At 29.2% G+C, this 24,620-nt stretch carries 23 protein-coding genes, 1 tRNA gene and 2 pseudogenes; 8 read left to right on the plus strand and 18 right to left on the minus strand.

Annotated features, from left to right (window positions below; genetic code table 11):
• A pseudogene (locus ACWYN7_RS16400) lies at window positions 1-648 on the plus strand (hypothetical protein); the annotation flags it as partial.
• Window positions 649-822: 174 nt separating this feature from the next.
• Here the strand turns inward: ACWYN7_RS16400 and ACWYN7_RS16405 are convergent.
• A complete protein-coding gene (locus tag ACWYN7_RS16405; RefSeq protein ID WP_462861060.1) occupies window positions 823-2,631 on the minus strand; it encodes a DEAD/DEAH box helicase in 1,809 nt (602 codons plus the stop codon).
• 145 nt (window positions 2,632-2,776) lie between these two features.
• Complete coding sequence (locus ACWYN7_RS16410) at window positions 2,777-4,210, minus strand: TlpA family protein disulfide reductase (RefSeq protein WP_462861061.1); 1,434 nt, start codon at window positions 4,208-4,210, stop codon at window positions 2,777-2,779.
• Window positions 4,211-4,355: 145 nt separating this feature from the next.
• Here ACWYN7_RS16410 and ACWYN7_RS16415 point away from each other — a divergent pair, with 145 nt between their 5' ends.
• Window positions 4,356-5,975 carry an ABC-F family ATP-binding cassette domain-containing protein gene (locus ACWYN7_RS16415; RefSeq protein ID WP_462861062.1) on the plus strand — a complete coding sequence of 540 codons (1,620 nt, stop codon included), beginning with the start codon at window positions 4,356-4,358 and terminating at the stop codon, window positions 5,973-5,975.
• 153 nt (window positions 5,976-6,128) lie between these two features.
• Here the strand turns inward: ACWYN7_RS16415 and ACWYN7_RS16420 are convergent, their stop codons facing one another.
• Window positions 6,129-7,070, minus strand: a complete 942-nt coding sequence (locus ACWYN7_RS16420; RefSeq protein ID WP_462861063.1) for a LysR substrate-binding domain-containing protein — start codon at window positions 7,068-7,070, stop codon at window positions 6,129-6,131.
• A 103-nt stretch (window positions 7,071-7,173) separates the two neighbouring features.
• Between ACWYN7_RS16420 and ACWYN7_RS16425 the strand changes: the two genes are divergently transcribed.
• Complete coding sequence (locus tag ACWYN7_RS16425) at window positions 7,174-7,647, plus strand: Dps family protein (RefSeq protein WP_462861064.1); 474 nt, start codon at window positions 7,174-7,176, stop codon at window positions 7,645-7,647.
• Window positions 7,648-7,753: 106 nt separating this feature from the next.
• On the opposite strand, the gene ACWYN7_RS16430 is transcribed toward ACWYN7_RS16425, so the two are convergent.
• The 3 genes from ACWYN7_RS16430 to ACWYN7_RS16440 all read right to left on the minus strand — a co-directional run bounded on the left by ACWYN7_RS16430 (window position 7,754) and on the right by ACWYN7_RS16440 (window position 10,398).
• Window positions 7,754-8,392: an acyloxyacyl hydrolase gene (locus ACWYN7_RS16430; RefSeq protein WP_462861065.1), complete on the minus strand. Its 639-nt coding sequence runs from the start codon at window positions 8,390-8,392 to the stop codon at window positions 7,754-7,756.
• 3 nt (window positions 8,393-8,395) lie between these two features.
• The gene (locus tag ACWYN7_RS16435) at window positions 8,396-9,283 is read right to left on the minus strand and encodes a 3-hydroxybutyryl-CoA dehydrogenase (RefSeq protein WP_462861066.1); all 888 of its coding nucleotides are present in this window, start codon (window positions 9,281-9,283) and stop codon (window positions 8,396-8,398) included.
• A gap of 131 nt (window positions 9,284-9,414) precedes the next feature.
• Window positions 9,415-10,398, minus strand: a complete 984-nt coding sequence (locus ACWYN7_RS16440; RefSeq protein ID WP_462861067.1) for a Gfo/Idh/MocA family protein — start codon at window positions 10,396-10,398, stop codon at window positions 9,415-9,417.
• A 117-nt stretch (window positions 10,399-10,515) separates the two neighbouring features.
• Between ACWYN7_RS16440 and ACWYN7_RS16445 the strand changes: the two genes are divergently transcribed.
• Window positions 10,516-11,157, plus strand: a complete 642-nt coding sequence (locus tag ACWYN7_RS16445) for a protein-L-isoaspartate(D-aspartate) O-methyltransferase (RefSeq protein WP_462861068.1) — start codon at window positions 10,516-10,518, stop codon at window positions 11,155-11,157.
• Here the strand turns inward: ACWYN7_RS16445 and ACWYN7_RS16450 are convergent.
• The 5 genes from ACWYN7_RS16450 to ACWYN7_RS16470 are packed head-to-tail and all read right to left on the minus strand — an operon-like array spanning window position 11,154 to window position 14,512.
• Window positions 11,154-12,392, minus strand: coding sequence for an ABC transporter ATP-binding protein (locus ACWYN7_RS16450; protein ID WP_462861069.1), 1,239 nt, complete (start codon window positions 12,390-12,392; stop codon window positions 11,154-11,156). The genes ACWYN7_RS16445 and ACWYN7_RS16450 overlap by 4 nt on opposite strands.
• Before the next feature lie 30 nt (window positions 12,393-12,422).
• Window positions 12,423-12,848: a DUF2147 domain-containing protein gene (locus ACWYN7_RS16455; protein ID WP_462861070.1), complete on the minus strand. Its 426-nt coding sequence runs from the start codon at window positions 12,846-12,848 to the stop codon at window positions 12,423-12,425.
• A gap of 24 nt (window positions 12,849-12,872) precedes the next feature.
• Window positions 12,873-13,298 (minus strand): DUF2147 domain-containing protein, encoded by a 426-nt coding sequence (locus ACWYN7_RS16460; protein WP_462861071.1) that lies wholly within the window; start codon window positions 13,296-13,298, stop codon window positions 12,873-12,875.
• Between the two features lies 1 nt (window position 13,299).
• Window positions 13,300-13,827 (minus strand): KdsC family phosphatase, encoded by a 528-nt coding sequence (locus ACWYN7_RS16465; RefSeq protein WP_462861072.1) that lies wholly within the window; start codon window positions 13,825-13,827, stop codon window positions 13,300-13,302.
• Entirely contained in the window at window positions 13,817-14,512 is a 696-nt protein-coding gene (locus ACWYN7_RS16470) for a Rossmann-like and DUF2520 domain-containing protein (RefSeq protein ID WP_462861073.1), read from the minus strand. The genes ACWYN7_RS16465 and ACWYN7_RS16470 overlap by 11 nt, the downstream gene beginning before the upstream one ends.
• Before the next feature lie 73 nt (window positions 14,513-14,585).
• On the opposite strand from ACWYN7_RS16470, the gene ACWYN7_RS16475 reads away from it, so the two are divergent.
• Complete coding sequence (locus ACWYN7_RS16475; RefSeq protein WP_462861074.1) at window positions 14,586-15,743, plus strand: trans-sulfuration enzyme family protein; 1,158 nt, start codon at window positions 14,586-14,588, stop codon at window positions 15,741-15,743.
• 36 nt (window positions 15,744-15,779) lie between these two features.
• On the opposite strand, the gene ACWYN7_RS16480 is transcribed toward ACWYN7_RS16475, so the two are convergent.
• On the minus strand, window positions 15,780-17,657 hold the full coding sequence (locus ACWYN7_RS16480) for an SLC13 family permease (protein WP_462861075.1): 1,878 nt from the start codon (window positions 17,655-17,657) through the stop codon (window positions 15,780-15,782).
• A 247-nt stretch (window positions 17,658-17,904) separates the two neighbouring features.
• Here ACWYN7_RS16480 and bshB1 point away from each other — a divergent pair, with 247 nt between their 5' ends.
• Both bshB1 and ACWYN7_RS16490 read left to right on the plus strand, forming a co-directional pair.
• Window positions 17,905-18,621 (plus strand): bacillithiol biosynthesis deacetylase BshB1, encoded by a 717-nt coding sequence (bshB1, locus tag ACWYN7_RS16485; protein WP_462861076.1) that lies wholly within the window; start codon window positions 17,905-17,907, stop codon window positions 18,619-18,621.
• A gap of 54 nt (window positions 18,622-18,675) precedes the next feature.
• Window positions 18,676-18,751 (plus strand) — tRNA-His (locus tag ACWYN7_RS16490).
• A 181-nt stretch (window positions 18,752-18,932) separates the two neighbouring features.
• On the opposite strand, the gene ACWYN7_RS16495 is transcribed toward ACWYN7_RS16490, so the two are convergent.
• From ACWYN7_RS16495 to ACWYN7_RS16520, 6 genes and pseudogenes are all read right to left on the minus strand, one after another.
• Complete coding sequence (locus ACWYN7_RS16495; protein ID WP_462861077.1) at window positions 18,933-19,298, minus strand: helix-turn-helix domain-containing protein; 366 nt, start codon at window positions 19,296-19,298, stop codon at window positions 18,933-18,935.
• 283 nt (window positions 19,299-19,581) lie between these two features.
• Window positions 19,582-19,947, minus strand: coding sequence for a helix-turn-helix domain-containing protein (locus ACWYN7_RS16500; protein ID WP_462861078.1), 366 nt, complete (start codon window positions 19,945-19,947; stop codon window positions 19,582-19,584).
• A gap of 70 nt (window positions 19,948-20,017) precedes the next feature.
• On the minus strand, window positions 20,018-20,767 hold the full coding sequence (locus tag ACWYN7_RS16505) for a LytR/AlgR family response regulator transcription factor (RefSeq protein WP_462861079.1): 750 nt from the start codon (window positions 20,765-20,767) through the stop codon (window positions 20,018-20,020).
• A 16-nt stretch (window positions 20,768-20,783) separates the two neighbouring features.
• Window positions 20,784-22,754, minus strand: coding sequence for a sensor histidine kinase (locus ACWYN7_RS16510; RefSeq protein WP_462861080.1), 1,971 nt, complete (start codon window positions 22,752-22,754; stop codon window positions 20,784-20,786).
• Between the two features lie 80 nt (window positions 22,755-22,834).
• Window positions 22,835-23,926, minus strand: a complete 1,092-nt coding sequence (locus tag ACWYN7_RS16515; RefSeq protein WP_462861081.1) for a hypothetical protein — start codon at window positions 23,924-23,926, stop codon at window positions 22,835-22,837.
• 210 nt (window positions 23,927-24,136) lie between these two features.
• Window positions 24,137-24,439: pseudogene (locus ACWYN7_RS16520) on the minus strand (excinuclease ABC subunit UvrA); the annotation flags it as partial.
• Here ACWYN7_RS16520 and ACWYN7_RS16525 point away from each other — a divergent pair.
• Window positions 24,384-24,548, plus strand: a complete 165-nt coding sequence (locus tag ACWYN7_RS16525; RefSeq protein ID WP_462861082.1) for a hypothetical protein — start codon at window positions 24,384-24,386, stop codon at window positions 24,546-24,548. The pseudogene ACWYN7_RS16520 and the gene ACWYN7_RS16525 overlap by 56 nt on opposite strands.
• The last annotated feature ends 72 nt before the right edge of the window (window positions 24,549-24,620 follow it).

The following is a 24,620-nucleotide window of genomic DNA, read 5'->3' on the forward strand; positions in this document are numbered from 1 at the left end:
GCTTTAGCTATTATAGAATTAAGTGGAACTCCTGCAGGAGGAGAACATCCTGCACATATTCACGAAAACACAGCTGCAGAAGGAGGTGGGATTTTAGTTTCTTTTAATCCTGTAAATGGAGATACTGGCATGAGTATTACAAACTTATCTAATTATGATGATGGTTCTGCATTTTCTTATAGCGATGTAAGTAATTTAGATGCTTATGTAAATGTACATTTAAGTGCTACAGAATTAGGAACTATTGTAGCTCAGGGAGATATTGGTGAAAATGATTTAACAGGAGACTATAAAGAATATATGCTAGCAGAAAAAGATGTTGTTGGTATTTCTGGTACTGCTACTTTTTATAAAAGATTAGATGGTAGTGCTTTAGCAATTTTATCTATTGAAAATACACCTGCGAATGGCTCTCATCCTGCACACATTCATAACAATGATGCTACAACTGGTGGGGGAATAGCATTTACATTCAATCCTGTTAATGGTAATAACGGTATGAGTATTACGCAAATAGAAATGCTAGATGATAATACTGTGATAACTTATGATGAAATATTAACATACAATGGTTATATTAACGTTCATCTTAGTGCTACAGAATTGGGTACAATTGTAGCTCAGGGTAATATCGGTTCTAACGAATAATTTTTATTTTAGTTAAACAAAAACCCATCAATTTGATGGGTTTTTTATTTGAATAATTTTTTTAAAATAGTAATTATAATAAAAGGAATTGGTTTAATATTAATCACAAAAAAAGCCTTACTAAAACTGAGGCGTATCCAGTTTTAATAAGGCTTATTTTAATTTTATAAGAGACTATCTTTCTTTACGTTTTCTACCAAAACCACTAGATTTTCTGTCTCCAGAACTTCTAGGTTTTTCAGAAGATCTTCTATCAGATCTTTTTCTGCCTCCATCATCACTTCTTCTAGAAGAACTTTCAGAGTTTCTTCTTCTTCCAAAACCACCATCTTTTTTACCAAAAGGTTTTTTACCACCTCTTCTTCCACCTCCAGAACGTTCTTTTTTCGTAATTTCTACGTTTACAGTTCGTCCGTCAAAATCTGGTTGATTGCTTGAAAAAGCTTCTAATGTTTTGTCTTCGAAATTTTTATCAATCTCAAAGAAAGAAAAAGTATCTAAAATATCAATGGCACCAATTTCAATTTTGTCACCAATTTCTTGATCATTAATTAATCCGATTAATTTTGCAGGATTTAAGCTGTCTTTTCTACCAATATTGATAAAAAATCGAGTCATATTATCAGCAGTTTCTCTTCTTCTAGAGTTATCTCTACCTAAATCATTTAAATCTTTAGCATTTTCGTAATAAGCTAACATAGAGTTGAATTCTAAGGAAACAAATTTCTGAATTAATTCTTCTCTATTTAAATCTTCTAATTTTTCGTAAATATTTGGTAAAAATTCATTGATTTCAGATTCGTTCACTTCTGTTTTTTGCACCTTATCAATTAAATTCATTAATTGATTTTGTACAATTTCTTTACCAGAAGGCACTTTTCCTTCCACAAATTTCTTTTTAATAATTCTTTCTATAGCTCGTAATTTGCCTTTTTCTTTTCCGTTAACTAAAACTATAGAAATTCCTTTATTACCAGCTCTACCAGTTCTACCACTTCTGTGAGTGTAGTTTTCGATTTGATCTGGTAATTTGTGATTAATAACATGTGTTAATTCAGTAACATCTAATCCACGTGCAGCAACATCTGTAGCTACTAAAATTTGAATTGTTTTTTTACGGAATTTCCCCATAACAGAATCTCTTTGTGCTTGAGATAAATCTCCATGCAAAGAGTCTGCGTTATAACCATCTTTTATTAAATTATCTGCAACTTCTTGTGTTTCTCTACGAGTTCTACAAAAGATAATTGCATAAATATCAGGGTTTAAATCTGCTATTCTTTTTAATGCAGGGTAACGTGTTCTTTCTGTAACTGCATAATATTCGTGCTCTACATTTGCAGAACCAGAATTCTTTTCACCAGAAGTTAATTCTACTGGTTTGGTCATATAATTTCTTGCAATCGCTTCTACTTCTCTAGGAAATGTTGCAGAAAATAATAAGGTTTGTTTTGTGTCTGGTGTTGCTTCTAAAACTTTATCTAGTTCTTCTTTAAACCCCATATTTAACATTTCATCAGCTTCGTCTAAAACAAGCCACTGAACGTTTCCTAGTTTTAAAGCTCTTCTGTTGATTAAATCTACAGTTCTACCTGGAGTACCAACTACAATCTGAGATCCTTTCTTTAAAGAACGAATCTGCTCTTCCATACTAGAACCACCATAAACAGTAGTTACTTTTACGTTTTTTTGATATTTAGAAAAGTCTTTAATATTGTTACCAATTTGTACTGCTAATTCTCTTGTTGGCGATAAAATAATAGCTTGAACATTGCTATTGTTTTCATCTAAAAGTTCTAAAATTGGTAAACTAAAGGCAGCAGTTTTACCTGTACCAGTTTGTGCAAAAGCCTTTAAATCGTCTGTAGATGTAATTATTTGAGGTATTGCTTTTTCTTGAATAACAGTAGGTTTTTCGTAACCTAAATCTATTAATGCTTTACTTATAGGCTCTTTTAAGCCTAATTCTAAAAATGTTGACATGTCTGTGTTTTTGTAGATTCACAGAACGCCCACCTGCAAATCAAATTATAAATTATCGACTTGATTTTTTATTGAGCGCTACTCAAATTTAAAATCGTGCAAAGATACTGTAATTTAAATAGATAACTAATTTTTATGCAATTAATTAGTTATTACTCAATTTTTTTAAGAAAGGATTTAAGTTTTTAGATGCTATAGAACCAAAGCCATTCATCACTTTACCGCGTTTATCTACTAAAATAGAACGTGGCATTTTGCTAGTTAAAAACTCATGAGCTTCGCTACTTTCATCCAAATAAAATTGATTTTTTATGTCTAATCTATTTATTCTTTCTGATGAATTACCATTAATATTAAACAAAAGAAACTGAATGTTTGGGTATTTTTTAGATAAATAATTAATTCTACCTTCAATATAAGTACGAGAAACATTTTCTGGACTCCAGAAAAACAGTAGCGTATTTTTACCTCTTACAACATCAAAAACGTTAAGTTTAGTATCAGAATAGTTCGTAATACTAAAATTTGGCAATCGATCATCTGCCGTAATTAACTTCGTATCATTTACAAGTTTAGTAATTACGGATTTATCTTTATCGTTAGTGGTTAATTTAAAGAATTCATCAAAAGCTTTTGTATTGATATCACAACTCGATTTGTTGTAAAAATGACTCACTATAGTTTGTCTTAAAAATGCATTTTTAGATTCTTTTGAGTTAATTTCCTGATCTATAATATTTAATAAATCCACCGTAAATTCAGAAGAATATTTATTTTTTACAGGAGGATGACCTAAAGAATATGTTTTGTTGTATAAATAATTTCTAACGTACTGTGAGTATGGAGGGTAGTACATTAAAGAATCTTTATTAATAGAAATATTTTCTCTGTATTTATAAAAGGTATTCTCTAAACTAGGAAAGTTACCATCTTCAGAATATTTAGCATTTAAAATAGGATATCTTTCTATTCTAGCATAAATAGGAAAAGTAAGTGCTGTTTTTAATGTTTGTCTAAACCCAGTAGTTTCTTTTGGATGTTTATCAATATATTCTGAATAGGTGTTTAATTTTAATGTAATTAAAGAATCTACTTTTTGTTTAAAGTTGATAGGAGAAAGTTTGTTGTATTTATAAAACAATTTTCTATCATTTTCATCTTCTAAAAAACAATCGATTAAAATATTATTTCTTTCAGCACCTTTGCCTGCAAAAACTAAAGATTCATCAAAATCCCAAGTATTTAAACGCAACATTAAACTGTCTGAAACTTCTAGATAGATATTTTGATTTTCGTTACCATGTTTAAAATAATACAAACCTTCGTTGGCGTTTTTTACCTCTCCAATAAACTTATTTTTAGAATCTAACAGAAAAGTATCGATAACTTTATCCATAGAATACAAAATAATATGATTTGTTTTAGGGTTTATTATTTTGCCACCAAAATATGTAATTGTATTATTTTGTTCTGTATTACAGCTTATTAGGGTGGTTAATATTGAAATTTGTAGTAAAAGGAATATCTTTTTTCTCATATAATATTCTAGCAAATTATGCTCAACAAATTTAATCATCATAAAGTGTTGTGTCTGTTAATACGCTGTTAAAAATATTTACAATATATTAATATTCAAAATTTCATTTTTTTTAAGAAATGGGTATGAAATCTAAGTTGTTAAGAGAAATCAATTTATTACTTTTGCAGAAATTTAAAATAGAATTATGTTATCAGTTTCTAACCTATCAGTACAATTTGGAAAACGTATTTTGTTTGATGAAGTAAATACCAAATTTCAAACAGGTAACTGTTATGGAATTATTGGTGCAAATGGAGCAGGAAAATCTACTTTTTTAAAGATTCTTTCTGGTAAGCAAGAACCAACTTCTGGACAAGTACATTTAGAACCAGGCAAAAGAATGTCTGTTTTATCTCAAAACCATAATGAGTTTGATGAATTTCCTGTTTTAGAAACGGTTGTAATGGGTAACAAAGAACTATTTGCAATTAAAAAACAAATAGATGCTTTATATGCTGATTATACTGATGAAAATGCTGAAAAAATTGGCGAGCTTCAAATTGTTTTTGAAGAAATGAATGGTTGGAATGCAGATTCTGATGCTGCTGCAATGCTATCTAACTTAGGGATTTCTGAAGATTTACATTATACGTTAATGAAAGATTTAGATGGTAAGCAAAAAGTACGTGTATTAATTGCACAAGCACTTTTTGGTAATCCTGATGTGTTAATTATGGATGAGCCTACCAATGATTTGGATTTTGAAACCATTAATTGGCTAGAAAACTTTTTAGCAAATTACGACAATTGTGTAATTGTAGTATCGCATGACAGACACTTTTTAGATGCAGTTTGTACACATATTTCTGATATTGATTATGGAAAAATAAACCATTATTCTGGTAATTATACATTTTGGTACGAATCGAGTCAATTAGCCGCAAAACAAAGAGCGCAACAAAACAAAAAAGCAGAAGATAAAAAGAAAGAATTAGAAGAATTTATCAGACGTTTTTCTGCAAACGTAGCAAAATCGAAACAAGCTACTTCTCGTAAAAAAATGATCGAGAAGTTAAATGTAGAAGATATTAAACCTTCTAGTAGACGTTATCCTGCTATTATTTTTGAAAGAGATCGAGAAGCTGGAGACCAAATTTTAAATGTAGAAGGCTTAAGTAAAGAATTTGAAGGCGAAAAATTGTTCGACAATATTCATATCAACCTTAATAAAGGAGATAAAGTAGCTGTAATTTCTAAAAACTCTAGAGCTGTAACCGCATTTTACCAAATTGTAACTGGAAATGAAGAAGCAGATGGAGGAAAATTTTCTTGGGGAGTTACCACAACTCAATCGTATTTACCATTAGATAATTCCGATTTTTTTCAGGATGGAAATTTAAATTTAGTTGATTGGTTAAGACAATATGCGCAAACTGAAGAAGAACGTGAAGAAGTATTTTTAAGAGGGTTTTTAGGAAAAATGATTTTTTCTGGAGAAGAAGCTTTAAAGAAAAGTAACGTTTTATCTGGAGGAGAAAAAGTGCGTTGTATGTTATCTAGAATGATGATGAAAAGAGCGAATATTTTATTGTTAGATGAGCCAACAAATCACTTAGATTTAGAATCGATACAAGCCTTAAACAACTCTTTAATTAATTTTAAAGGAACTGTTTTATTATCTACACACGATCATGAATTTGCGCAAACTGTAGCCAATAGAATTATAGAATTAACTCCAAAAGGAGCTATTGATAGATATACTACTTTTGATGAATATTTATCGGATAAAAAAATTAAAGAACTTCGAGATTCTATGTATGCTTAGCATATGTTTTTAGTCTAAAATTTACTAAAAATCAAAAAGAAACCTAATCTAAATTAAAACTTTAGATTAGGTTTTTTTATTAGCAGTATAACAGTGGTTTATGGCAGTTTAATCTCTTTATTTATTTTAGAAAATCACCTTTTTTTAATACCCTTATTTTTTTTGCAAAGGACTGATGATTTTTACATCAGAAAAAGAAATTGCACCTCTAACAACACCATCAATTGTTTTCTTTAAGGCTTCTATTAATTGCATTTTTAATTGCGATTTATGATAAATTAAACTCACCTCTCTTGCAGGTGGTGGAGCAGTAAATTCACGTAAATGTTTTTTGTCTTTTTCGTTTAAATCTAAAGTGTGTAAATAAGGTAATAAAGTCATTCCTAAACCTTCTTTAGATAGTTTTATTAACGTATCAAAACTTCCACTTTCTAACTGAAAACCTTTTTTATTGTCTATTTTATGTGTTCTACATAAGTTTATGACACTGTCTTTAAAACAATGTCCGTCTTCTAACAAAAGAATATCTTCCATTTCTAGTTCATTAGAAGAAATGTTTTTGTTGTTAAATAATCGATGATTTTGCGGAACTAAACCCACAAATGGTTCGTAATATAAAGGTCTTTCTTTTATGGCTTCATTTTCTAGAGGAGTTGCTGCAATAGCTGCATCTATGTGGCCATCTGTTAATTTTCTAGTAATTTCTTCTGTAGTTAATTCCTCAATAATTAACTTTACTTTTGGGTATTTTTTGGTAAAGTTGTTTAAAAACATGGGTAATAAAGTGGGCATAATTGTAGGGATTATACCCAATCTAAATTCGCCTCCTATATATCCTTTTTGTTGATGAACGATATCTAAAATACGGTTACTTTCGTCAACAATAACTTTGGCTTGTTCTACAATTTTTTTACCAACATCTGTTAATTCTATTGGTTTTTTAGATCTATTAAAAATTTGAACAGATAATTCATCTTCTAGTTTCTGTATTTGCATACTTAGCGTAGGCTGAGTAACAAAACTGTGTTCTGCTGCCACTGTAAAATTTTGATATTCTGCAACAGACAAAACATATTTTAATTGAGTAATTGTCATCTAATAAAATTTTTTGATAAAGATATTAAATCAATCAATTATAATTATCATTTATCTTCATAAAATTCTTATAAATTTGTTCTATCACATAAAAAGATTCAAAATGAATAAAACAATATTAGGTTTAGACAAAAAAGAAACAGCTAATTTAGTTACAGAATTAAACGGATTACTTGCAAATTTTCAAATATATTATCAAAATTTAAGAGGTTTACACTGGAATATAAAAGGGAAAAATTTCTTTGAGTTACATGTAAAGTTTGAAGAATTTTACACAGACTCGCAAATTAAGATAGATGAAATTGCTGAACGTATTTTAACTTTACAAGGGAAACCTTTGCACACATTTACAGATTATATAGAAAATTCTTCTGTACCTGTAGGTAAAGATATTTCTAATGATGTAGATGGAGTAGAGTTAGTGGTAAATTCGCTATCAGAATTATTAAAAATTGAAAGAACTATTTTAGAATCTTCTGACAAAGCTGATGATGAAGGTACAAATTCTATGATGAGCGATTTTATTGCTGAGCAAGAAAAAACAATCTGGATGTTAAATTCTTGGTTAGGCAAATAATTTTAATTAGAACTTCTTATTTGTTGAAAATAAGGTAAATAAGAATAACTAAAAGAAGAATTGAGCTTGTTAAAGTTTCTCTAAAAGAGAACTTTAGCAAGCTTTTTTATATGTTAAAAGAATAGCCAACCTCAAAACCTAAAATATTGTAACCATCATTTGGTTGATTAAAATCGAGGTTTGAAACGTGGCCAAACAAATTTGTACCTATATATAAATAAGAATTTGCAAATGTTTGGTAAGAAAAACCGAAAGAAAAATTTTCGATAAATGTAAACCCTTTTGCCAAACGCTCAGTTCTTGTATCAATATAATTAAAACCTAAACTAATGGTACTTTGTAAACTTAACTTTTTAAAAAGTTGTTTTTTTGCAGCAAAACCAAACTCAACCCCATATAAATTCATTTTTTTTGGTTTTGTAAATTCATCAATTTTTTCTTGAACATTATCTTGGTCTGGAGTTACATACCATTTATTTAACAATTGATGTTTTAAAAATTGAATTTGTGGTTGTACAATTAATTCAATGTCTAATTTTTTCCAATTTGTTAGTTTGTAAAATGCTTGCGCTTTATAAGTAGTTGTTGCGTAATCGTAATCAGGATCATCATTTAAAAAATTCTCATTGCTTGCAGAATTGAATAAAAAACCAATCTTATAAGGTTTTAAAGTGTTCTTTTTTTTATTCTGAGAAACAGCCGAAAAATTGATAAATAAAATTAAAATAAAAATGATTTTTTTCATCAATTAAACAAACATTTTAGCCACAATTTCTGCCTTTCTGTTTTCTGAATAATCATAAAAACCTTCTCCAGATTTTACACCTAATTTACCAGCATTCACCATATTCACCAAGAGTGGGCAAGGAGCGTATTTTGGGTTTTTAAAACCATCATACATAACTTGTAAAATAGACAAACAAACATCTAAACCAATAAAATCTGCCAATTGTAAAGGTCCCATTGGGTGTGCCATTCCTAATTTCATTACGGTATCAATTTCTAAAACACCAGCAACACCATTATATAAAGTTTCTATAGATTCGTTAATCATTGGCATTAAAATTCGGTTCGCTACAAAACCAGGATAATCGTTAACTTCTACAGGAATTTTATGTAATTTTTTAGTTAAGCTCACAATCGAGTTCATTACTTGGTCAGTAGTATTGTAACCTCTAATAATCTCAACTAATTTCATAATTGGCACAGGATTCATAAAATGCATCCCAATTACTTTTTCGGGTCTTTTTGTAGCTGCAGCAATTTGCGTAATAGAAATTGATGAAGTATTTGTAGCTAAAATGGTGTTTTCATCACAAATATCATCCAATTCTTTAAAAATTTTAGTCTTTAAATCTGCATTTTCAGTAGCAGCTTCTACCACTAAATCTATATTTTTAACCCCTTCTTTAATGTTTGTAAACGGGGTTATGTTGTTTAAAGTAGCAACTTTATCAGCTTCAGTTATTTTTTCTTTGGCCAACATTCTATCCAAATTTTTGGTAATAGTTGCTAACCCTTTATGCAAAGCAGTTTCAGAAATATCAATTAAATGTACCTTATAATTAAATTGAGCAAAAGTGTGCGCAATTCCATTTCCCATGGTTCCAGCACCAATAACAGCTATGTTTTTCATAAAAATAAAATATTTAAAAATTAATATTTTGGGCGTTTTAACGGGCTTTCATTACTCGCTTTTTTGTAAAAAAACAAAAAGAGCTCAAACAAACCATTCAATCCCTAACGCACTTGTTTGCCAACAGTTGGCTAAATTTTAATATCGGCTTGAGTTTTAAAAGAATCTATTACCCATTGCGCAATTCGTAAAGCTTCAGTTCCATTTGCTAAAGTTACAATAGGAGTAGTGTCGTTAAAAATAGCATCTGCAAAAGTTTCTAATTCGTCTAAAATTGCATTGTTATTGGTAACTTCAGGATTTTCGAAATAAATTTGTTTTTCTACACCTTCATCATTTTTTAACACCATTGCAAATTCATCTAAATTTTCTGGAGCATCTTGTATTCTAACAATTTCTGACTCTTTACTTAAAAAGTTTACAGAAATATAGGCATCTTTTTGAAAAAATCTGGTTTTACGCATATTTTTCATCGAAATTCTGCTCGATGTTAAATTAGCCACACAACCATTTTCAAATTCTATTCTTGCATTGGCAATATCAGGAGTTTCAGAAATTACAGAAATTCCGCTTGCGTGTACATTTTTTACTTTAGAGTTTACACAAGATAAAATAATATCAATATCATGAATCATTAAATCTAGAACCACAGGCACATCTGTACCTCTTGGATTAAATTCGGCCAATCTATGTGTTTCTATAAACATTGGGTTGTTTATTTTGTCTTTTACAGCTGTAAATGCTGGGTTAAAACGTTCTACATGACCTACTTGACCTTTAACATGATGCTGACTAGCCAATGTTTTAATTGCTTCTGCTTCTAAAAGTGTTTTAGAAATTGGCTTTTCAATAAAAATATGACGACCTTTTTCTATTGCTTTTTTGGCACAATCGAAATGCGACAAAGTTGGTGTAACAATATCTACAACTTCTACAGCATCAATTAATTCATCAATAGAATTAAAAGAAGTATAACCAAACTCTTTGGCTACTTTTTGTGCATTTTCTTCAGAAGGATCGTAAAACCCAACCAAATTGTATTTTGTAGATTGTTTTAATAATTTTAAGTGAATTTTTCCTAAATGACCAGCTCCTAAAACCCCAACTTTAAGCATAAAATGTTTATTTATAATGTTAACTGATTTTAAAAATCAGATGCAAACAAAGATACAATTTTATAAGAATTTAATCCATTTTATTACTATTTTTAGACTCTTGAAACTGAACTAAAATTGAGAGATACAGCAAAACACCAAGGACTTAGAAATCAATTAGCTAATATTTTAGAAGCAAAAGGTATAACTGATAAAAATGTACTGAATGCAGTGCGTAAAATTCCACGACATTTATTTATCGATTCTAGTTTCGAATCGCATGCTTATCAAGATAAAGCTTTTCCTATTGCTGCAGATCAAACCATTTCTCAGCCCTATACAGTGGCTTTTCAATCGCAAACTTTAGCTATACAAAAAAGTGATAAAGTTTTAGAAATTGGCACAGGTTCAGGTTATCAAACAGCAGTTTTATTAGAGTTAAAAGCAGAAGTGTATTCTATAGAAAGGCAACACGAATTGTTTAAAAAAACCTCATTGTTTTTACCAAAATTAGGTTATAAACCAAAGAAATTTATTTTTGGTGATGGCTACAAAGGTTTGCCAGAAAAAGCGCCTTTCGATAAAATTATAGTAACTGCTGGTGCTCCTTTTGTACCAAAACCTTTACTAGCACAATTAAAAGTAGGAGGTAGGTTGTTGATTCCTGTAGGTGATAAAACTCAAATTATGACTTTGTTTATCAGAAAATCTGCCAAAGAATTCGAAAAACACGAATTGGGAGATTTTGCTTTTGTGCCAATGCTAGAAGAAAGAAATTAATTTGAGTCAATTATTTTTCCTAGAGAACCAGTTGCTGAACTTGTTAATTGATAAATTGAATGTGCTTGTAAATTTTGAATAGATTTATGAGTAACAAAAATTACTGTTGTATTAGTTTCATCTACAATTTTATGAATTAAAGCAATAATTATTGCTGTTGCTTTTGCATTTAAATTGATTAAAGGTTCGTCTAAAATTAATAAAGGCGGATGCTTTATCATAGCTCTCGCAATTAACACCAATCTTTGATTTACCACAGATAAATTATGGAAGAATTCGTTGCTTTTATTTTCTAAGCCAAGCAGTTTAACCCATTCTTCTGCTTTTTTCTCTTTTAAAATAGTTGGTGTTTTATACAAGCCAATGCTATCGAAAAAACCAGAAATTACCATTTCTTTTACTGAGGTTCTTCTTTGGAAAAGCTCTAGCATTGTTGGGTTAAAATAGCCTATTTTATCCTTTATTTCCCAAATACTTTCTCCTGAACCCTTTTTTTTACCAAATAAATATATTTCTTGCCCAAAACCTTTGGTATTATTTCCGTAAATCATCGACAAAATTGTAGATTTACCAGAACCATTAGGCCCAATTAATTGCCAAAATTCATTTTTATGGATGGTCCAATTGATGTTTTTTAAGATGCATTTATCATCATAAAAAACATTTACATTTTGTAACGATACTAATTGTTTTGGTATGTTTTTATAGAAAATTACCGGATTTGGAATATTACAATCAAATCTAAAATTATCTTCAATAAAATGATAGTTTTCTAAAGGAGTTATGGTAGAAATATCATCATTATTAACTTCTAAAACATGGGTAATTATTGGTAATATTTCATCTTTTCTGTTTATAATTTGAATTATAGTTGTGGTTTTAGCTATGGTTAAAATATCTTCTTTTAATTTTATAACAGAAATTTTATCTAAACTTTCAAAAGTGTTTTCTAAAACTAAAAAATCTGGATTTTGTGCGAATAAATAGTTGAGTAAAGCTTTTTTTTGTTCACCACTCGAAAACGTACGAATAGATCTTTTTTCTTTAAAAGTTAAGGTGTTTTTATTGTGTTTAACCTCTTTTTCAATAAAATTATTTAAAATTGTATTCGAAAATAAGAGTCCTTTTTTATTTTTTAAATTCGGTAAAGCGCAAGTAGTATTTAATAAATTATCTATTAATTTACTATTTGTAGGTAAGCTTTCTTTTTTAAGCACATAATGGAAGTTTTCCATAGTTTAAATCAGAAAAATAAGTTTAAAAATTTACTTAGCTCTTTGCCAATATTTTGTTTTTCCAAATAAAGAAACACCAAGATAACCACGAATTTTTAGTTTGTTAGGTTTTACTAATTTAATATAACATTTGTAAATTTTTCCATTCCTTGGATCTAAAATTTCTCCTCCAGACCATTCATCATCATTTTTTTCTAATCCTGTTAAAATTTCTAATCCCAGAATTGGTTTGTTTTTGTTAGTGCCTTCACATTTTTCACAAACTGCTTTTTGTCTTTCAGGATCTGTTATTTCTAAAATTTTTGCATAAGCTTTTCCTTCTTTTTCATAAATTTCAATCACAGAATCAACTTCTTTAGTTTCATCATTTACGGTGTTCCATTTTCCGAAAATGGTTTGAGAATTCATAGATAATGCAAAAGTTAGTGTAATTAAAGTTAAAAAAGCTTTAGTCATAATTTATAAAGTATTAATTAATAATTATTTAGTTCTATCCCAATAAACAGTTTTACCAAAAAGAGGAATACCTGCATAACCTCTAACTTTAAGTTTGTTTGGTTTTACTAGTTTTATATATACGTTAAAGTAGTTTCCAGTTCTTGGATCTAAGCCATAACCTCCAATCCATTTGTTGTCTTTTTTTGTTAGCTTATATAGAATATTCATTCCTAAAGCAGGTTTGTCTTTTTTGCTTCCTTTACATTTTGTACAGAGGCCATTTTTTAATTCAGGATCTGTAATATCTATGATTTTTGCGAAAAGTTCATTGTTTTTTTCATAGATTTCTACTACAGAATCTATTTCACCTGTTTTTTCATCACGAGAATTCCATGTACCAAGAACTTCTTGTCCATTCATTGAAATTGTTATAAAAAACACTAAGATAAAAAATAATCCTTTTTTCATTTTAATCATACTTAGCATCAAAATTATTATCCCATTTTCCTTGAACTCTTAAAATTTGTTCAATAATATCTCTTGCACAACCATTGCCACCTTTTTTATCAGAAATATATTTGGCAATTCCCTGTATTTCTTGAGCAGCATCATTAGGTGCACAAGGCAAACCAACCAATTTCATTACAGGATAATCAGGAACATCATCACCCATATATAAAACATTTTCTGGCTGTAAATTATATTTTTCAACCAACTCATTATATTGTTGAATTTTATTATGTGCGCCTAAATAGATGTCTTTAATTCCTAAATTTGCTAAGCGTGTTCTAACACCTTCGTTTTTTCCTCCAGAAATAATACAAACGTTAAAGCCTTTATCTACAGCCGTTTTTAAGGCATAACCGTCTTTAATATTCATATGTCTAACCAGTTCACCATTTGGCATTATGGTAACCATTCCGTTTGTAAGTACACCATCTACATCAAAAATTAGTGTAGTGATTTTTGGTAATAATTGTTTGTAACTAATTTCCATTTTGGATTGATTCTGTTAAGATTGTATATATTTTTTGTTGCTCTTTATTTAGCAAATCTAAATGATTTTTTATTGTTTTTTCATCTTTTCTAATGGCTGGACCTGTTTGTGCTTTTTCTGGTGATAATGTTTTAATTTTTGTTGCTGTTTCTTGTATTAAAGGCATTAAAATTTCGAAAGGTACTTGATGTTTATTACAAATATCGTTCCCAATTTTAAAAAGATGATTGGTAAAATTATTTACAAAAACTGCTGCAACATGCAATATTTTTCGTTGTTCAGAGCTAATTGCATATACTTTTTTGCCTATTAAATTGGCTAAGGTTTCTAGGAGTTGGTAGTCTTCTTTATGTTCAGTTTCTAAGCAAAAAGGGACTTTTGAAAAATCGACTTTTTTGTTTTTAGAAAAAGTTTGCAGCATATAAAAAACACCTTTTTTAGTGTTGTTTTTTAGAACATTCATAGCACTTGCACCAGAAGTATGCACCACAAAAGTATTGTTTATTTTTGATGAAACTTCAGCAATAGCATCATCTGAAACTGCAATGATAGTAATGTCTGCTTTTGGAATATGGTGTAACTTTCTAGAAGAGATTTGAGTAACTTGTATTTTATCAATATTAGAAAATACATTATATAAATGAAAGCCAACATTTCCTGTTCCAACAACTAAAACTGATATCATAAAACGAAGATATTGAATTTATAAATAAAACTTAGATTTGGTTTTCATAAATTAGCATTGACAAATTTTAATTATGAAGAATTCTAAAAAATTAGGTATAAATACAACTTGTGTTCATGTAGGCGAAGTAGAAGATGAACAATTTAAAGGAGCAGTGTCTCCTATATATATGGCAACTTCGTATGCTTTTGATAATGTTGATGTTAAACGTTACCCAAGATATTACAATACGCCAAATCAAGAAATGCTTTGTAAAAAAATTGCAGCATTAGAGCATACAGAAGACGCATTGATTTTTAGTTCGGGAATGGCTGCAATATCTTCTGCAATGTTGGCCTTTTTAAAAAGAGGAGATCATGTGGTTATTCAGCAAGTAATTTATGGAGGAACTTACAATTTTATTGTATCAGAATTTGATAAATACGGAATTGAATATTCTTTTACTGAATCTGATAAAGTGGAAGATTTTATCCCATTAATTAAAGAGAATACTAAGATTTTATATATAGAAACTCCTTCTAATCCTTTATTAGGAATCACTGATATGCAAGCCATTGCTGATGTTGCTAAAGAACATAATATCTTAACAATGATTGATAATACGTTTGCTTCACCTATCAATCAAAATCCATATAAATTCGGAATTGACATTATAATACATTCTGCAACAAAATATATGGGAGGGCATTCGGATATTTCTGCTGGAGCCATTGCAGCATCTGCAGCACATATTGAACAAATTTGGAAAACCGCCATTAATTTAGGAGGGAATTTAAGCGAGCAAACAGTTTGGTTATTAGAAAGAAGTTTAAAAACCTTAAACTTAAGAGTAAAAGCACAAACTGAAAATGCCATGAAAATGGCAATTTATTTAGAAAATAATTCTGATATAGATGCTGTTTATTATCCTGGTTTAAAAAGCAACCCAGGTTATAAAATTGCTAAAAAACAAATGGAAGGTTTTGGGGCAATGTTGTCTTTTGAATTGTCAGAACACATAGATGCTATGAATTTTCAAAGAAATTTACAATTGATAAAACCTTCTATGAGTTTAGCTGGTTTAGAAAGTACAACTGTGAGTCCTGCACAAACTACACATGCCTTATTAACTGAAGATCAGCGTTTAGAAAGAGGGATTAAAGACGGATTAATTCGTTTTTCTGTGGGAATTGAAGAGCCAGAAGATTTAATTGCTGATATAGAACAAGCCATAAAAAAAGCGAAGAAATAAATCTTCGCTTTTTATCGCTAAACAAATTACACAATCTTAAAAAGGCCAAATAATTGGTACTAATAATAAGGTTGTAATCACAAATAATATTAAAAGAGGAAACCCTACTTTTAAATAATCCATAAATTTATAATCACCAGAGCTCATAACCATTGCATTTGTTGTAGTTCCAATAGGAGTTAAAAATGCAGTAGATGCGCTAATTGCAACAGTTATTAATAATGGTTCTGGAGAAATATTTAAAGTTCCTGCAGCTAAAATTACAATTGGTGTCATTAAAACTGCTGTAGCAGAGTTGTTTATAAACTGACTAAATGTTGTAGTTAACAAGAAAATACCTGCTAATAAAAGTATTGGGTTACCTTCACCTAAAAAGCTAATTAAAGAATTAGAAATCATTTCTGCAGTACCTGTTTTTTGAATAGCAACTCCCATAGGTATCATTGCAGCAATCATAACTACACTTGTAAAACTGATGCTTTTGTAGGCTTTTGTAAACGGTACACAACCAGAAAATAATACAATACCAGCAGAAATTAATGCAGCAATAGAACCAGGTACTGCTTTTATAACCAATAATACAATCATTAAAATTAAAGCACCTAAGGCAATGTAAGATTTTGGCGTAAGTTCATCTACATCTTTTAACATTTCTTCTGGGCTACCTACAACTACAATATTTTTGTGTTGATCTTTTAATTGTTCGATATTTTCCCAAGGACCTCTAATGATAAAACTATCTCCTGCATTAACTCTCATTTCATCTTCTAAATAAGGTTTTCTATCTCTAGAAGTTGCCAATAATTGAATGTCATATCTTTTAAAGTAATCCTTTAATTTCATTTTTCTACCTACTAAAAATGATTTTGGAGAAACTATAACTTCTGCCATACCCACTTCTTGATTAATTAAGTTGTTACGTAATTCACTTTCAGCAGATTCTTTGGTTAATAATCCTAAATTAAATTCAATCATTAACTTATTTATATCCTCAGTATTCCCTTTAACAGTAATAATGTCATGGTATCTTAATTCTGTTTCATTTTCTGGAAACTCTATATAAGGTTGCGTACCTTTTAATCTGTTTGGATGTCTTCTTTTTAAACGGATTACATTAATATGGTATTTATTTTCTAAATCCCAATCGCTTAATTTTGTATTTATAAGAGATGATATAGAACGGATTCTTAATCTATAATAATCATTATCAATTTGGTAAGCTTCAATCCATTCGTGTAAAGTTGAGTCTATATTAATAGGTTTATTATTGGTTTTATTAGTAGGTAACAACTTAAAACCAAAGTATCTAAAATAAATTAGTGCAATAATTAATAATGGTAAACCAATTAAACCAAATTCAAAGAAAGAAAACCCTTCAAAACCAGCCTCTATCAATGCATTATTAGCAATAATATTTGGTGGTGTACCCGTTAATGTTAATAAACCACCTGTGTTAGAACCAAAAGCTACAGGTATTAAAATTTTAGAGGGCATTGTACCAATACTCCAAGCAGAAGAAATTGTAGCTGGTAATAAAGTAGCTACAGTACCAGTGTTACTTACAAAACCAGATAAAACTCCAGAACCTAGAGTTATAATAACTAATAATTTAGGAACACTTTTACCTGCCAATTCTATCAATTTTTTACCAGCTAAAGCTGTCCAACCTGTTTGTGATAATCCTTCTCCAATAATAAAAAGGGCAGCAATCATAATCACAGTAGGATTGCTAAAACCACTCAAGGTTTCGCTTAAATTTAGAATTCCGCATAAAAATAGACTCAGCATAGAAACTAAGGCTACTACGTCTGGAGAATATTTACCCCAAACAAATAAAGCAATGGTAATAACAAGGATAATCAACATTAAAGTCATAATATAATTTTTATTTTGATGATGTAAAATTACTATCAATATCAATTGGTTTTTATGATAGATGTCATACTCTTCTACACCTATTAATTTTTATGAATTCAATAAAAAAAGAGCAATATTATTTTGAAAATAAAAACCGAAAACGAAATAGAAATCTCTTAAAATGAAATATACACTTTAAAAAGATTATTTTTGATTTTTTTAATGATGTATACCACCAAATAATTATAATTTTGGATTACTTTAAATACGTCATTTTTAAGTTTTATTGTAATAAAAGTAATTTATGAAATTAGATATTTTGGCATTTGGTGCTCATCCAGATGATGTAGAATTAGGATGTGGAGCTACACTAGCAAAAGAAATTGCCCTTGGTAAAAAAGTAGGAATTGTAGATTTAACAAGAGGTGAGTTAGGAACTCGAGGTTCTGCAGAATTAAGAGATTTAGAAGCACAAAATGCAGCAAAAATTTTAGGAGTAGAAGTACGAGAAAATTTAGGATTTGCTGATGGTTTTTTTGTGAATGATAAAAAACACCAATTAGAAATTATAAAAATGATCCGCAAATACCAACCAGATATTGTTTTGTGTAATGCTATTGATGATAGACATATAGACCATTCTAAAGGCAGTAAATTGGTATCTGATGCTTGCTTTTTAAGTGGTTTGATGAAAATTGAAACCAAAGTAGCAGGGGAGTTGCAAGAAAAATGGAGACCTAAACATGTATATCATTACATACAATGGAAAAATATAGAGCCAGATTTTGTGATAGATGTTACCGGTTTTATGGAATTAAAAGAAAAATCAGTAATGGCATATGCCTCTCAGTTTTACGACCCAAAAAGTAATGAACCAGAAACACCAATTACAAGCAAGAATTTTACAGAAAGTATAAATTATAGAGCAAAAGATTTTGGACGATTAATTGGAGTTGATTATGCAGAAGGCTTTACGTCAGAACGTTATGTAGCTATAGAAAATTTAGATAAATTAATTTAATTTTTTTCTTTTTATAATCTAAAAAATAATTATATTTGCACCCGCAAGTTACATGGTGGTTGTAGCTCAGTTGGTTAGAGCGTCGGTTTGTGGTACCGAAAGTCGCCGGTTCGAATCCGGTCTTCCACCCAAAATAGCCAAATTAAAAAAAGCCTATCTTAATTGATAGGCTTTTTTTTAGGGGTAAAGGGAATTTTTAAAAGAATTTTTTAATTGATACCAAATATTGAAGGTTTAACTCCTTAAAATATATAGCGCTAGGGAACACTATATTTTCAATTTGTTAATCTCTAAAAAATACGATGGGCTCGTTAATTAGAATTCTTAACAGAATCTTCAATATTTGATAGTTGTTGAACAATGTCTTTAGACAATTCTTCAAATTGTTTAATAACTATGTTTTTAATATGCTGCTCAATAGGGGATTCAGCATTTAGGGGTACATAATTAGTTTTATATTTTCCATTGCCTGTAAACAACCACATAGGATCTATACCTTCTATATTGTCTATAATGGCAAGCAAAATAGTTTCATTAGGTTTTTTTGTATAATTAACCACTGCACTTATCAATTGTTGCGAAACCCCTATGAGTTCCGAAAACTGTCTTTGATTTAATCCAGTATCTTTAAAAACCTTTATTACTCTATCAGAACGTTGTATATCTTCATCTTTCATAATAATACTACAAATGTAGTAAATATATACCACAAACAATGATTAATTTAAGTAAAATTATTATCTAATTTCATATTGTACTTAACACGTTGTTAATCTTTTGTTTAGGATGTTGTTATAGGGGAGGGTAGAAAATAAAAAAGCCTACTTTCTGTAGGCTTTTTTAGGGGTTAAGGGGATTTAATAAAAATAAAAACCAAATATTAAAGATTACAACCTAAATATACTGTCTAGGGAACAATAAAAATGAGATTTGTTAATTTTTATAATTACGATGGGCTCGTTAATTAGAATTCTTAACCGAATCTTCAATATTTGATAGTTTTTGAAAAATGTCTTTCGATAATTCTTCAAACTCCTTTCTAACTATGTCTTTTATATGAAGCTCAATAGGGGATTCTGCTTCTAGGGGTTCATAGTTGTTCTTTTTACTGCCAACGCCAGTTAATAACCACATTGGATCTATTTCTTTTATCTTATCAATAATTGCGAGTAATATAGCCTCATTTGGCTTCTTAGTATAGTTGATGACTGCACTTACCAACTGTTGTGAAACTCCTATGAGTTCTGCAAACTGTCTTTGGTTTAATCCAGAATCATTAAATACTTTAATTACCCTTTCTGTTCTTTTTTTATCTTCAATTTTCATAGTGTGAGGGACTAACACCACAAATGTAGTAAATAATTACCACAAACAATGATTATTTTTAAAAAAGTTTTTATTTTGTTTTTAAAGCGGCTATAATTTCAGCCTTTTTCCTTGCAGATACTGGGATGTTAGAAGAATCATTTAATATTAAATAACCTCCATCAGATTTTATAAATTCTTTAATAAAGGTTTTATTTACCAAATGACTTTGATGTACTCTTAAGAAATTAAGTTCTTTTAATATGTCTGAATAGTATTTTAATGTTTTAGAAACTAATACTTTAGACGTGTCTTTTAAATAGAAGGTTGTATAATTGTTATCCGATTTACATCTTATAATATCTTCTATATTCACGATGATAATTTTTTCTGAAGTGTGTAATGAAAGTTGTGTAGGTTGTGTGCTTGGCGCTGTAACTATCTGTTTTAGAACGTTTAACTGTTCTTGTTTGGGCTGAATTTGTACTTTAGCTTTATTGATTGCTACTGTTAATTCTTCTAGTGAGTAGGGTTTTAGTATGTAATCTATAGCCGCAAATTTAAAGGCTTTAATAGCATATTCGTCACTTGCTGTTACAAAGATTACTTTAGCATTTAAATTAGGTACAATTTCTAGAATATCAAATCCAGTGCCATCTCCAAGCATAATATCTAGAAATAGAATGTCTGGTTTTAGGGTTTGTAAACGTTTAGAAGCTTCCACAACACTAGCGGCTTTGCCTATAATTTCTATTTCTGGATGATTATTTTCTATATCACTGATTAATAGCTCTAAAGCTTCAGGAATATCATCTACCACAAATGATGTAAATTTTTTCATAGTTGGAGTATTGTAGTTAAAAATCGGTTTTTAAAGGAAACTTAAAACTTACTTTTGTTCCTTTTATTTCATTGTCTTGTTTAATTTCATTTATGCTTAACTTACTTTTTAGGCTTAATATGTTTAATCGTTCTTTAGAAACCTTTAAAGCTACAGATTTATGGCTTTTATGTTTCTTTTGTTTCTTAGATTGATGTATTCCAATGCCATTATCAACAATAGAACAATGCAAGTAATGATGTTGTATGGTAAAATTGATAATGATGTTGCCCAATTTATTTTTCTGAAAAGCATGCTCAATTGAATTCTCTACAAAAGGCTGAATTAACATGGTTGGTATTAATATTTCTTCTGGATCTATATTTTTTAAATCCGTATGTATGGTGTATGTAAATGTCTTAGAGCTCATTCTTTGCTCTAGTTCTATATAATTCCTTAAAATATTAATTTCATCTTGTAAAGTAATTTCCTCTTTTCTAGAGTTGTTTAAAATACCTCTTAACAATACAGAAAATTTAGAGATGGTTTGGTTTAATTCTAAGGTGTTTCCTGAGTTTCCTTGAGCTTTTATACCATTTAAAACATTAAAAATAAAGTGCGGATTCATTTGCAATTGCAGGGCTTTCTGCTCTAAAGTTAACAAACGATTCTTTAACTTAAGTTTATCTACCTTTTCTTTATTCTTTATATTGATGTTTTTAATGTAATAATGGAGTAGAAGGTAAGATGTACATAAAAAACCGATAACTACAGAAAAAATAAACCAAGCTTTTTGATAAAAAGGAGCATCAATAAGAAAAGAAAAGGATTTAAAATCACTTTCTATGGTATTGATTTTAGATTGCACCTTAAAAACATATTTACCTGGATTTAAATTGGGGTAATGAACGATATGATTCGAAGACCAAGGAGACAATTTACCATTCAACTGGTATCTATACTGAATGTTTTTAGGATTTATGAGGTCTACAGTTTTAAATGAAATAGAAATGTTATTTTCTGAATTTGATAACTTTACATTGTTTACCACAAATAAGGATTCTTGATTTTTATGGTTGATTTGTAAGTTTTCGAAAGCAATTAAAGGTTTATAATTTGTAGTTACAGACGTGCTTTTTATCACATAAATTCCATGATCTGATGCAATATATGTTACACCTAACTTGTCTTTAAAAACCGTATTGATATGATTTGTATGTAAAGAATTGTACTTATTTATTTTCTGTTTAAAGGTAAAAGAAGGAAGCGAAAATACTTCAATTCCGTTTGTTTTTGATGTTACCCAAAGTTCGTTTTTCATCTTTTTAACAGATGAAATATCGTCTAAAGTTTGTACTATTTCTGATATCGTATCTTTTCTAAAAATGAATAATTCATTTTTTGCTGAAGCTGTTATTAATGTTTTTTGAAATTTCTCTAAAGAAGTGTTTTTAGATTTACTTAATAATTCTATAGTATTAAAATTGAGTAGTTTATCTAGTTTAACTAAACCTTTACTAGAAGATAAAAAATAAGAATTATTTACAAAAAACAGATCGTAAATAACTGAAAAATCTATAGTGGAATTGATTTTTACTGGCACTAAATCTTCGTTTTTTAAACTATAGATTCCTTCTATAGTAGCTGCATAGACCTCATTTTTATGCACCAATATTTTATTAACTTTTTTAGAATTATAAATCTTTTCTTTCGACTTATTTTCTACAAATAATCCATTTTCTAAGCCAGCATAAACAATATCATTTTCATCAATACATAGAGTGGTTGTTTTTAATTTATGAATCAGTGTAAAATCGTCTCCATCAAATTTTACCAAACCTTTTTCTGTAGCAATCCATAAATACCCAATTTGGTCTTGTTTAATATCATAAACCATATTACTGGGTAATCCTTCTTTTGTGGTAATATTTTGAATGGTATTTTGAGCCGTCATACAAAACCCCAAAAAGAAGAATAAGATTCCTAAATATTTTTTTAATAGACGCATAGAACAAACTTACTAATTTAAACGTCATGATACCGCATTTTGTATCATGACGTTTTTAAAAACCACTTTCCCTTTTTCAATTATTTCATGGCATACAAACGTTTGTTATTTGTATCTGGTGTAATGTGTTGCAATTCACCATAAGGCTTAACTAAAGGCTTTAATACTACCAAACCTGTTGTTTTTCCTTTAATGGTTAATGTGCTATTTTTCATAGAATAGGTCCATCTAAATTTTTCAATCGGAATATTTAACTGTTCAACTTCGTAATAAAAGACTTCTTGTTGCTCAATAAAATCCATAATTTCTTCTTGAGATTCAAAAGTTGGTACTTCTTCATCAGAGTTGTGGTAATCCAATTCAAATTTTAAAGGAATATTAAATTTTGTAGTATACGCTTCACCAACAAATCTTTCTTCATCATTTTGTAAAGCTTCTAACCAATTGATGTCTTTTTCTTCAGGATATTTTTTAGCAATTTCTTTAGATAAATCTACTTTTCCTGGTGAATTTGCAGTAGGATAAAATACATAATGTGGTTTTGCTAAATAATGTTTGCTAAAATCGCCATTAAAAATTGAATAATAAGGAGATGCCACCACATTTGGTAATTCGTCTGCACAAAAAGCATCTTTAAAAACTTTCATTAAATCTGCATTTTCACCTAAACCATTGGCATGAAAAATAATTTTTGAGTTGGCATTTACGCTTTCGTTTAAGATCGGTAATGTGCCTTTGGTTAAATGCATTCGTAAAGTTTCTGCGGTAACTTTATCGCCTCTCACTACAGTTTCTAAAGACATTCCTTTAAAAGGATTACTCTTGTTAACAATATGAATTTCGCCATAAGGCTTTTCTGATGCATTGTTATTTAACCAATTGATAATTTCTTCTAAAGAATATTGATCTTCTACAATTTCGAAGTTTTTTTCTTTAAAAAAAGATCTGGCATTGTTGTAATACGTTTCACTGCCTTTATCATAACCAGTAATAAAAACCAAAGGATTTCTGGCAACTACTTCTTCCTTTACATCAAAATTTAATGTGTTTTCTGCAATTAATGTTGATGTTTCATTTTTTACCACAGGTGATGTTTTATCGCAGTTTACAAAAAGACTAGATGTTAAAATAAATGCTGTTGCAAAGACTGATGTTTTAAATATTGAGTTCATAATTTTAATTTTTTAGTGTTAATACACTGTAAAAGTAAATTAGAACTGAAGTTAAATTTTGGCCGTTTTAGAATTCGTGATTGGAGAATTAGAATTCGTTCTTGTCTTACTAATCAACGAGCAATCTCTTTCTGACGCAGAAATGACATCTGCTGGTTTTTATTTTCAGACCCCACAGGTTTTAAAAACCTGTGGGGTCTTTTTGTACATCTAAAAGCTCAACTTTTCTGCCAAATAGGTAGCAGTATAAGATTCAGGAGTTGAAGCCAATTGTTCTGGAGTTCCTTTAAAAATAAGCTTTCCGCCATTTTTACCACCTTCTAACCCTAAATCTATAATATAATCTGCGCATTTAATCAGTTCAATATTATGTTCAATAACCACTACAGAATGTCCACGTTCTATTAAAGCATTAAAAGAGGCCAATAATTTTTTAATATCGTGAAAATGTAAACCAGTGGTGGGTTCATCAAAAATAAATAGGGCTTTGTCTTTGGTGTTTCCTTTTACTACAGGAAAGACTTTAGGAGATGGTTTTTTTTACAGATTACCTTCTTGGGGTTGTTATACTTTAGAGGGTAAAGATTTTAAAGATAGAGTAGAGCACACCTCAATTAGATAAAGCTATTGAGATTATTATGCAAAAAATAAAGTAAAATTAGAAATAGAGGTTTTTATTTTCAGACCCCACAGG

The sequence above is a fragment of the Polaribacter sp. M10 genome (assembly GCF_054968445.1).

Coding starts and splice junctions, on each gene's coding strand:
- ACWYN7_RS16405 (WP_462861060.1), bottom strand. CDS start 2,631: ATGTCAACATTTTTAGAATTAGGCTTAAAAGAGCCTATAAGTAAAGCA.
- ACWYN7_RS16410 (WP_462861061.1), bottom strand. CDS start 4,210: ATGATGATTAAATTTGTTGAGCATAATTTGCTAGAATATTATATGAGA.
- ACWYN7_RS16415 (WP_462861062.1), top strand. CDS start 4,356: ATGTTATCAGTTTCTAACCTATCAGTACAATTTGGAAAACGTATTTTG.
- ACWYN7_RS16420 (WP_462861063.1), bottom strand. CDS start 7,070: ATGACAATTACTCAATTAAAATATGTTTTGTCTGTTGCAGAATATCAA.
- ACWYN7_RS16425 (WP_462861064.1), top strand. CDS start 7,174: ATGAATAAAACAATATTAGGTTTAGACAAAAAAGAAACAGCTAATTTA.
- ACWYN7_RS16430 (WP_462861065.1), bottom strand. CDS start 8,392: ATGAAAAAAATCATTTTTATTTTAATTTTATTTATCAATTTTTCGGCT.
- ACWYN7_RS16435 (WP_462861066.1), bottom strand. CDS start 9,283: ATGAAAAACATAGCTGTTATTGGTGCTGGAACCATGGGAAATGGAATT.
- ACWYN7_RS16440 (WP_462861067.1), bottom strand. CDS start 10,398: ATGCTTAAAGTTGGGGTTTTAGGAGCTGGTCATTTAGGAAAAATTCAC.
- ACWYN7_RS16450 (WP_462861069.1), bottom strand. CDS start 12,392: ATGGAAAACTTCCATTATGTGCTTAAAAAAGAAAGCTTACCTACAAAT.
- ACWYN7_RS16455 (WP_462861070.1), bottom strand. CDS start 12,848: ATGACTAAAGCTTTTTTAACTTTAATTACACTAACTTTTGCATTATCT.
- ACWYN7_RS16460 (WP_462861071.1), bottom strand. CDS start 13,298: ATGAAAAAAGGATTATTTTTTATCTTAGTGTTTTTTATAACAATTTCA.
- ACWYN7_RS16465 (WP_462861072.1), bottom strand. CDS start 13,827: ATGGAAATTAGTTACAAACAATTATTACCAAAAATCACTACACTAATT.
- ACWYN7_RS16470 (WP_462861073.1), bottom strand. CDS start 14,512: ATGATATCAGTTTTAGTTGTTGGAACAGGAAATGTTGGCTTTCATTTA.
- ACWYN7_RS16475 (WP_462861074.1), top strand. CDS start 14,586: ATGAAGAATTCTAAAAAATTAGGTATAAATACAACTTGTGTTCATGTA.
- bshB1 (WP_462861076.1), top strand. CDS start 17,905: ATGAAATTAGATATTTTGGCATTTGGTGCTCATCCAGATGATGTAGAA.
- ACWYN7_RS16495 (WP_462861077.1), bottom strand. CDS start 19,298: ATGAAAGATGAAGATATACAACGTTCTGATAGAGTAATAAAGGTTTTT.
- ACWYN7_RS16500 (WP_462861078.1), bottom strand. CDS start 19,947: ATGAAAATTGAAGATAAAAAAAGAACAGAAAGGGTAATTAAAGTATTT.
- ACWYN7_RS16505 (WP_462861079.1), bottom strand. CDS start 20,767: ATGAAAAAATTTACATCATTTGTGGTAGATGATATTCCTGAAGCTTTA.
- ACWYN7_RS16510 (WP_462861080.1), bottom strand. CDS start 22,754: ATGCGTCTATTAAAAAAATATTTAGGAATCTTATTCTTCTTTTTGGGG.
- ACWYN7_RS16515 (WP_462861081.1), bottom strand. CDS start 23,926: ATGAACTCAATATTTAAAACATCAGTCTTTGCAACAGCATTTATTTTA.